This is a genomic window from Variovorax sp. Varisp85, from assembly GCF_047304045.1.
Lineage (GTDB): Bacteria > Pseudomonadota > Gammaproteobacteria > Burkholderiales > Burkholderiaceae_C > Variovorax.
The window spans coordinates 52408-61209 of sequence record NZ_JBGLYN010000034.1 but is presented as its reverse complement, the minus strand read 5'-3'; the positions used below and the strand labels follow the sequence as shown (position 1 = coordinate 61209).

The window sequence follows — 8802 nt, the reverse complement described above, 5'->3', positions numbered from 1 at the left end:
ACCCCAACCCTCCCCCAGAGGGGGAGGGAGCAAAGACCATGAGCGCGCTGCTCTCCACCCACGCCCTCGCGGCCTTCTACGGCGACGCCCAGGCCCTGTTCGGCATCGACTTCTCGCTGACCCAGGGCGAGCTCGTCGCCATCATCGGCGCCAACGGCGCCGGCAAGTCGACCTTCCTCAAGAGCCTGACGGGCCTGGTGCGTGCGCCCGGTGAGGCGATCCGCTTCAAGGGCGAGCCCATCGGCGGGCTCCCTCCCGGCGATATCGTGCGCCGCGGCCTTGCCATGGTCCCCGAGGGCCGCAGGCTGTTTCCGAGCCTCAGCGTCGAGGAGAACCTGCTGATGGGCGCCACGGCGAATCGCAAAGGCCCCTGGAACCTGCAACGCCTGTATGCCCTGTTCCCCATCCTCGCCGAGAAGCGCCACCAGCCGGGCACCTCGCTGTCGGGTGGCCAGCAGCAGATGGTCGCGCTCGGCCGCGCGCTCATGAGCAACCCCGAGGTGCTGCTGTGCGACGAGCTGTCGCTCGGCCTCGCGCCCATCGTCATCCGCGAGATCTACGCCGCCATGCCGGCCATCACCGCGGAAGGCATGACCGTCGTGATCGTCGAGCAGGACGTGACCATGGCGCGGCAGGTCTCGCGGCGCATCTACTGCTTCCAGGAAGGCCGCGTGTCGCTCGAAGGCAACTCCGCCGACCTCACGCGCGAGCAGATATCGCAGGCCTACTTCGGCATGGAGGCTGCCCATGCTTGAGACCCTCGTTCAGGGCGTGCTGCTCGGCGGCCTCTACACGCTGTTCGCGCTGGGCCAGTCGCTGATGTTCGGCGTGATGCGGCTCACCAACACGGCGCAGGGCGACTTCATCATCCTCGGCGCCTTCGCGGTCATCGCGGGCGTGTCGCTGACGGGAGATGCGGCGCCGTGGCTGGTCGCGCTCGCGGTGCTGCCGGTGGCCTTCGGCTTCGGCTACGCGCTGCAGCGCTACGTGCTCAACGGCACGCTGGGGAAGGACCCGCTGCCTTCGCTGGTCGTCACCTTCGGTTTGTCGATCGTGATCCAGAACCTGTTGCTCGAACTGTTCTCGGCCGATCCGCGCGCCATAGAGACCGGCGGGCTCAATACGCAGGGCATTGCGCTGGGCGATGCAATGTCGCTGGGCGTGCTGCCGCTGATCGTGCTGGCCATCGCGGTCGGTGCGACGGGGGCGCTGCAGTGGCTGTTCGCGCGCACGGCGCTGGGGCGTTCGTTCCGCGCCGTGTCCGACGACCGCGAGATCGCGGAGCTCATGGGGCTCAATGCGAAGAAGGTCTATGCGCTGGCAACGGCGATTGCCTTCGTGCTCATCGCCATCGCAGGTGCGCTGCAGGGCATGCGCACCACGGTTTCTCCTTCGGACGGCCCGCTGCTGCTGCTCTTCGCATTCGAGGCCGTGATCATCGGCGGCATGGGCTCCTTCTGGGGCACGCTGGCCGGCGCGATGATCCTCGGCGTCACGCAGCAGATCGGTTTCCGGCTCGACCCGGGCTGGGGCATCTGGTTCGGGCACATCGTGTTCCTGGTCGTGCTGGTGCTGCGGCCGCAAGGCCTTTTCCCCAAGACACGTGGATGAAGCGGATGACGAACATGCCCCCACCCCTCATTGCCGTCGAGCGCGCCACCGCTGCGAGCCGCGCTGCACTCTTCGCCGGCATCGCCCTCGTGCTCGTCGCCGCCAGCCTGCCGTGGTGGGGCGAGTCGAGCTGGATGCGCGAGTTCGTCGAGATCGCCTGCTACTTCATCTTCGCGATGATGTGGAACCTGCTCGCGGGCTACGGCGGCATGGTGAGCATCGGGCAGCAGGCCTTCTTCGGTTTCGGCGGCTACGTGATGCTGATGCTCGGCAACTTCGCGGGCGTCAATCCTTTCGTGGCGATACCGCTGGGGGCGCTGGCGGCGGGGCTTGTGGCGATACCGGTGTCCTTCGTCGCGTTCCGGCTTTCGGGCGGCTACTTCGCCATCGGCACCTGGGTCATCGCGGAGGTGTTTCGGTTGAGCTTCGCCAACGTGTCGGCGGTGGGCGGCGGCTCGGGCACCACGCTCACCGCGCTGCGCGGCATCGACAAGGCGACACGCGAGAGCACCACCTACTGGATGGCGCTGGCCTGCGTGGTTGCGGCGGTCGCGCTGGTGTATCTGTTCCTGCGCAGCAAGCGCGGGCTGGCGCTGCTGGCGATTCGCGACAACGAAGTGGCGGCCGAGTCGCAGGGTATTCCGGTCGCGCGCATGAAGCTCGCGGTGTACGTGGTCGCGGCCTTCGGCGCGGGCCTCGCGGGGGCGCTGTACTTCGTGGGCAACCTGCGCATCAGCCCCGATGCTGCCTTCAGCGTCAACTGGACCGCCTTCGCCATCTTCATGGTGGTGATCGGCGGCATTGGCCGCATCGAAGGGCCGCTGGTGGGAGCGCTCATCTTCTGGGCGCTCAACAAGTTCCTGAGCGACTACGGCACGTGGTATCTGCTCGGACTCGGCCTGATGGCCATTCTCGTGACCCTGTTCTTCAAGCAGGGACTCTGGGGCTACGCGCAGCAGCGGTGGGGCTGGTCCCTGTTTCCCACGCAGCGCAAGCTGCTGCACGCGCCCGGCAAGCCCGCGCGATAGACGCCAGCCGATGTGAAAACCCCAGCGTCGTGTCCGTTGGGACTTGCGCAACACAGTCCGGTCCTGTAACGTGTTGTAAGTGCGATGGTCAGCTGGCGTTCAGCCAGCGTTCCGCATTTCCTGGTTTTCACTCTCTCTGGAGTCACCTTGACAATCACCAAACGCCGCCTCCTCGAGGGCGGCGCGGCAGCCGTTGCCGCCTCGTTCTTCGCGAAAGCTTCGTGGGCCCAACGCACCGCTCCCGCCGGCGAAGCCGCCTGGCCGACCAAGCCCGTACACATCCTCGTGGGATTTCCCGCCGGCGCGTCGCCCGACCTCGCGGCCCGCGCCATCGCCGAACCCCTGTCGAAAATCCTGCGCCAGCCGGTGGTGGTCGAAAACAAGCCCGGCGCCAGCGGCAACACCGTGGCCGACCTGGTGGCCAAGGCCACCGACGACCACACCGTCGGCGCGCTGATCAACGGCAACCTCACCATCGCGAAGCTGCTCAATCCGTCGCTGCCTTTCGACCCCGAGAAAGACTTCGCGCCGATCGGCCTCATCGGCACCGCACCGCTGGTGCTCGTGGTGTCGGGCAGCGCCTCCGGCAAGACCGCGGCCGAACAACTGCTGTGGGTGCGCAACCTCGGCACCGGCGCCAGGTACGGCACGCCGGGCGTGGGCACGGTGGGCCACCTGGGCATGGAGCTGCTGAAGAGCCGCGCCGCCATCACCGCGCAGCACAAGCCCTACACCGGCAACCCGCAGGTCATTGCGGGCCTGCTGGCCAACGAGATCCAACTGGCGCTGCTGCCGCCCGGCCTGGCCTTGCCGCACATCAAGTCGGGCAAGGTGAAGGCCATCGGCGTGACCTCGCCCGAGCGCAGTCCGCTGGCCGGTGAACTGCCCAGCATCCGCGACGCCGACGTGCGCGGCGCCGACCTCGAGATCTGGACCGCGCTGGCCGCGCCCGCGGGCATGAAGCCCGCGGCCGTCACCAAGCTCAACGCGGCGCTGGTCGAGGTGATCAGCTCGACCGACGTGAGCCAGGCCCTGCTCAAGACCGGCTGGCAGGCGCAACCCGGCTCGCCCGACACGCTGGCCAAGCGCATGCGCGCCGACACCACGCGCCTGGGCGGGGTGATCCTCATGAAGGGCATTCACTCCGAGGGCTGAGCTCGCCCCCAGGCTTCGCGCACTTCGTGTCGCTTCTCCTACCCCCTCGGGGGCAACACCAGCGGCCCGGCGAAGCCGGTTTCGCGGTGTTCCTGGAAAGGGTCAACGGCTGCGTGCGGTTGCCTAAAGAAGCTGCGAGACTTTCTTCGCGGCATCGACCAGGGCCGGCAGCATCGTCTCCTGCATCACCTTCGCGCTGGTGCGGTTCGCCTGCCCGCTGATGTTGAGTGCGGCCACCATGCGGCCGTGCCGGTCGACGATGGGGGCGGCCACCGAGATCAGGCCTTCTTCCAGTTCCTGGTTCACCAGGCACCACTGCTGCCTGCGCGCTTGCGCCACCTTGGCCATGAGCACCTCGATGTCGGTCACCGTGTGCTTGGTCAGCGCCTGGATGTCGGAGGCTTCGAGCCGTGCGCGCACCTCGTCGTCTTCCAGGTCGGCCAGCAACAGCCGGCCCAGCGACGTGCAGTAGGCCGGCAGGCGGGAGCCCACGCCCAGGCTGATGCGCATGATCTTCTGCGTGGGCACGCGCAGCACGTAGACGATGTCCGTTGCATCGAGCACGGCGGCCGAGCATGACTCCTGCACTTGCTGCACCAGCGCCTCCATCACCGGCTCGGCGCGGTTCCAGATCGGCATCGACGACAGGTACGCGAAGCCGAGGTCGAGGATGCGCGGCGTGAGCGTGAAGAGCTTGCCGTCCGTCACCACGTAGCCCAGCGTCTGCAGCGTGAGCAGGATGCGCCGCGCCCCCGCGCGCGTGAGCCCGCTGCCGGCCGCCACCTCGCTGAGCGTCTGGTGCGGCGCTTTCGCGCTGAATGAACGGATCACCTGCAGCCCCCGCGCAAAAGACTGGACGTAGCTGTCGCCGGGCGCGGGTGTGTCGGTTTGTGCGGGGTGGGTTGCCATGGTGGTCGATCCTCTTTAGAATTCATTATACGAACAAATGTTCTTTAGACGAACAAATCGGCGGTTCGCAGAATCGATCGGCGTGTTCAGGTGGTTCGGTTTCTTTTCCTCACTCCCGGAGACAAGCTTCATGATCAACAAGATCGCGCGCTCGGTCGCCGATGCCCTGGCAGGCATCCAAGACGGCGCCACGGTTCTCATCGGCGGTTTCGGCACCGCCGGCATTCCCAACGAACTCATCGAGGGCCTCGTCGAACAGGGCGCCAAGGACCTCACCGTCGTCAACAACAACGCCGGCAACGGCGAGACCGGCCTCGCGGCGCTGCTCAAGGCCGGGCGCGTGCGCAAGATCATCTGCAGCTTCCCGCGCCAGGCCGACAGCCAGGTGTTCGACGGCCTCTACCGCAGCGGCAAGATCGAGCTCGAACTGGTGCCCCAGGGCAACCTGGCCGAGCGCATCCGCGCCGCGGGCGCCGGCGTCGGCGCCTTCTTCTGCCCCACCGGCTACGGCACGCAACTCGCCGGCAACCGCGAAACCCGCGAGATCGACGGCGTGCAGTACGTGCTCGAGTACCCCATCCGCGGCGACGTGGCGCTCATCAAGGCCGAGCGCGGCGACCGCTGGGGCAACCTGGTCTACCGCAAGGCCGCGCGCAACTTCGGCCCGGTGATGGCCATGGCCTCGAAGAAGACCATCGCCACCGTGCACGACATCGCCGAACTCGGCACCCTCGACCCGGAGACCATCGTGACCCCGGGCATCTTCGTGCACCAGGTGGTGCGCATCGAACGCGTGGCCACGCAGGCCGGCGGCTTCAAGAAGGCAGCATGACCATGAGCTACACACGTCGCACCAAGGACCAGCTCGCAGCGCGAGTGGCACAAGACATCTTCGACGGCGCCGTCGTCAACCTCGGGATTGGCCAGCCTACGCTGGTGGCCAACCACCTGCCCCAGGGCCGCGAGGTCATCCTGCAGAGCGAGAACGGCATCCTCGGCATGGGCCCTGCGCCCGAGGCCGGCGAGGAAGACTACGACCTCATCAACGCCGGCAAGCAGCCCGTCACGCTGCTGCCGGGCGGCTCGTTCTTCCACCACTCCGACAGCTTCGCGATGATGCGCGGCGGCCACCTCGACATCTGCGTGCTCGGCGCGTTCCAGGTGTCGGCCACCGGTGACCTCGCCAACTGGCACACCGGCGAGAAAGACGCCATTCCCGCGGTGGGCGGCGCGATGGACCTGGCTATCGGCGCCAAGCAGACTTGGGTCATGATGGACCTGCTCACGAAGCAGGGCGCGAGCAAGCTGGTGAAGGAGTGCACCTATCCGCTGACCGGCATCGGCTGCGTCAAGCGCGTGTACTCCGACCTGGCCACGCTGGAATGCACACCCGAAGGCCTGAAGCTCGTCGACCTGGTCGATGGCCTGAGCCGCGAGGAACTCGAGAAGCTCGTGGGCTTGCCGATCGCCGCCTGAGGCGGACTTCCGGTACCCGAATCAACATCCTTCCAAAAGAGACAGACCATGACCAACCACGCCTTCATCTGCGACGCAGTCCGCACCCCTTTCGGCCGCTACGGCGGCTCGCTCAGCAGCGTGCGTGCCGACGACCTCGGCGCCGTGCCCCTGCGCGCGCTGATGGAACGCAACAAGAACGTCGACTGGCAAGCCGTGAGCGACGTGCTCTACGGCTGCGCCAACCAGGCCGGCGAAGACAACCGCAACGTCGCGCGCATGTCGGCGCTGCTGGCGGGCCTGCCGCTCGAAATCGGCGGCGGCACCATCAACCGCCTGTGCGGCTCGGGCCTCGACGCCGTGGGCACCGCGGCCCGCGCCATCCGCGCCGGTGAAGCCGGCCTGATGATCGCCGGCGGTGTGGAAAGCATGAGCCGCGCGCCCTTCGTCATGCCCAAGGCCGAGAGCGCCTTCAGCCGCAACAACGCGGTGTACGACACCACCATCGGCTGGCGCTTCGTCAACAAGCTCATGAAGGCGCAGTACGGCGTCGACTCCATGCCCGAGACGGCCGAGAACGTGGCCACCGACTACAAGATCGAGCGCGAGGCGCAGGACCTGATGGCGCTGAACTCGCAGCTGCGCGCCGTGGCCTCGCAGAAGTCCGGCTTCTTCGACGCCGAGATCGTGCCCGTGACCGTGCCGCAGAAGAAGGGCGACGCGATCATCGTCAACAAGGACGAGCATCCGCGCGAGACCAGCCTCGAATCGCTCGCCAAGCTCAAGGGCGTGGTGCGCCCCGACGGCACCGTCACCGCCGGCAACGCCAGCGGCGTGAACGACGGCGCCTGCGCGCTGCTGCTGGCCGACGAAGCCAGTGCCGCCAAGCACGGCCTGACGCCGCGCGCCCGCGTGGTCGGCATGGCCACCGCCGGCGTTGCGCCGCGCGTGATGGGCATCGGCCCCGCGCCCGCCACGCAGAAGGTGCTGGCGCTGACCGGCCTCACCATCGACCAGATCGACGTCATCGAACTCAACGAAGCCTTCGCCGCACAAGGCCTTGCCGTGCTGCGCCTGCTGGGCCTGAAGGACGACGACGCGCGCGTCAACATCAACGGTGGCGCCATCGCGCTGGGCCATCCGCTGGGTGCCAGCGGTGCGCGCCTGGCCACCACCGCAGTCAACCAGTTGCACAAGGGCGGTGGCCGCTATGCGCTGTGCACGATGTGCATCGGCGTGGGGCAGGGCATTGCGGTGATTCTCGAACGCGTCTGACCGGCAACCCCACCGCGGACGCGATGCCCCGATCCCGCGCCGCTACGCATTCCGCTCGCGGCGCGCGGGCTCGGCCTGGTGCAGATAGCCGGTGAATGTGTCGGGTGGCGACGACCCCGTGAGCCGGGTCATGATCTGGCCGGCCTCGCCCCGGTGATAGCCGCCATGGGCCACCACGTGGCCCAGCATCTCCTCGCGTGACATGCGGCCCGGGCTGCCGTCGGTGAACGTGAACTCGATGCTTTCCGCAAGCTCCTCCGGACTCAGGCGCGCGACGTAGTCGACGTACCAGCGGTCCGTTTCCCTGACCGATTCGGCCAGCGCTTCCAGGCCTGGCGGCTCGCGCGAGCCCGTCGCCGTGTATGCGTGCGCCTTGCGCTGGAGATTCGCAACGAAGATGCGGTCGACGATGCAGGCGTGGTTGAACACGCGCATTGCGCAGCGGTACTCGTCGGCCGGGCCCTTCGCGGCCAGGCCTGCGAGACCTGCCAGGAGCCCTTCGTCGGCCCAGGCCTTGTACCGGAACAGCGAAGCCAGAAGCGTCTGCGTACTCATCACAATCTCCCCTTGAACGGTTGAATGCACGCGTTGCGTGCGGTCCTATTCTTGAGTGGAGCCTCGAACTTGGGTACTCGCATTCCCCCACAGCGCAGGACCATGCGCAAAGCGCCCCGGCAGCAGCGTTCGCGCGTCACGGTGGACGCGATCGTCGAGGCCGCAACTCGCGTTCTGGCGCACCGCGGATGGGCGCGGTTCACCACCAACGAGATCGCGGCGGTGGCCGGTGTCAGCGTCGGCTCGCTCTATCAGTACTTCCCGGACAAGCTGGCCATCGCCGAGGCGATCCGGCAGCGCCACCTCGACGAAGTGCTCGTGGCGCTGTCCGGCACCGACGATGAAGTCGAGCAAGAGGGCGATGCAGTGGCCATGCTGCCGCGTCGGGTGGAGCGCTTCGTCGACGGCGTCATCGCCGCCCACTCGGTCGATCAGGCGCTGCACCGCGTGCTGATGGGCGAGGTGCCGCTCGCCGCGCGTTCGAGCTACCCCGAGTTCGAGGCGCAATACCAGCGGCGCTACCGGGCCCTTGTCGCCGAAAGCCGGGGACCGGGAGAAAGCGCCGATACCGAGGTCGCGGCCCGCATGCTCTCGTCCGCGGTCGAAGGCGCGGTTCATGCGGCAGCACAGCGTGGTGACCTGGAGACCCCCGTGATGAAGACCGAGCTCGTCAGGCTGGTTCTCGCCTACCTGAGCGACCGCCAGCGTGCGGGCCGAGGCTCCATCGGCATGCGGGTTGCCGGTGTGGACACAGCCTCGGACCCTGACCACAATGCCCCGACCCCGCGCCTTCGCGGGTGCTGAAAGGTCATCG

General features: G+C 67.8%; 10 protein-coding genes. 8 read left to right on the top strand and 2 right to left on the bottom strand.

The window, feature by feature from the left end; translation table 11 throughout:
- Positions 1-38 precede the first annotated feature (38 nt).
- The 4 genes from ACCC97_RS15455 (at position 39) to ACCC97_RS15440 (ending at position 3794) form a co-directional block, all read left to right on the top strand.
- The gene (locus ACCC97_RS15455; protein WP_413333662.1) at positions 39-755 is read left to right on the top strand and encodes an ABC transporter ATP-binding protein; all 717 of its coding nucleotides are present in this window, start codon (positions 39-41) and stop codon (positions 753-755) included.
- Complete coding sequence (locus tag ACCC97_RS15450) at positions 748-1611, top strand: branched-chain amino acid ABC transporter permease (RefSeq protein ID WP_007836217.1); 864 nt, start codon at positions 748-750, stop codon at positions 1609-1611. Before ACCC97_RS15455 ends, ACCC97_RS15450 begins: the two co-directional genes overlap by 8 nt.
- Positions 1612-1625: 14 nt before the next feature.
- Positions 1626-2639, top strand: a complete 1014-nt coding sequence (locus ACCC97_RS15445) for a branched-chain amino acid ABC transporter permease (protein ID WP_413333660.1) — start codon at positions 1626-1628, stop codon at positions 2637-2639.
- 147 nt (positions 2640-2786) lie between these two features.
- On the top strand, positions 2787-3794 hold the full coding sequence (locus ACCC97_RS15440) for a Bug family tripartite tricarboxylate transporter substrate binding protein (protein WP_413333658.1): 1008 nt from the start codon (positions 2787-2789) through the stop codon (positions 3792-3794).
- 123 nt (positions 3795-3917) lie between these two features.
- Here the strand turns inward: ACCC97_RS15440 and ACCC97_RS15435 are convergent, their stop codons facing one another.
- Positions 3918-4703: an IclR family transcriptional regulator C-terminal domain-containing protein gene (locus tag ACCC97_RS15435; RefSeq protein ID WP_413333656.1), complete on the bottom strand. Its 786-nt coding sequence runs from the start codon at positions 4701-4703 to the stop codon at positions 3918-3920.
- 130 nt (positions 4704-4833) lie between these two features.
- Here ACCC97_RS15435 and ACCC97_RS15430 point away from each other — a divergent pair, with 130 nt between their 5' ends.
- Genes ACCC97_RS15430 through pcaF form a run of 3 tightly spaced genes read left to right on the top strand, consistent with a single transcriptional unit; the run spans position 4834 to position 7433 of the window.
- On the top strand, positions 4834-5535 hold the full coding sequence (locus tag ACCC97_RS15430) for a 3-oxoacid CoA-transferase subunit A (RefSeq protein ID WP_007836209.1): 702 nt from the start codon (positions 4834-4836) through the stop codon (positions 5533-5535).
- On the top strand, positions 5532-6179 hold the full coding sequence (locus tag ACCC97_RS15425) for a 3-oxoacid CoA-transferase subunit B (RefSeq protein WP_007836208.1): 648 nt from the start codon (positions 5532-5534) through the stop codon (positions 6177-6179). The genes ACCC97_RS15430 and ACCC97_RS15425 overlap by 4 nt, the downstream gene beginning before the upstream one ends.
- A gap of 48 nt (positions 6180-6227) precedes the next feature.
- Positions 6228-7433, top strand: a complete 1206-nt coding sequence (pcaF, locus tag ACCC97_RS15420) for a 3-oxoadipyl-CoA thiolase (protein ID WP_007836207.1) — start codon at positions 6228-6230, stop codon at positions 7431-7433.
- A 42-nt stretch (positions 7434-7475) separates the two neighbouring features.
- Here pcaF and ACCC97_RS15415 read toward each other — a convergent pair whose 3' ends face one another.
- Positions 7476-7988, bottom strand: a complete 513-nt coding sequence (locus tag ACCC97_RS15415) for a DinB family protein (protein ID WP_413315765.1) — start codon at positions 7986-7988, stop codon at positions 7476-7478.
- 102 nt (positions 7989-8090) lie between these two features.
- On the opposite strand from ACCC97_RS15415, the gene ACCC97_RS15410 reads away from it, so the two are divergent.
- Positions 8091-8792 carry a TetR/AcrR family transcriptional regulator gene (locus tag ACCC97_RS15410; protein ID WP_413333654.1) on the top strand — a complete coding sequence of 234 codons (702 nt, stop codon included), beginning with the start codon at positions 8091-8093 and terminating at the stop codon, positions 8790-8792.
- Positions 8793-8802: the final 10 nt, after the last annotated feature.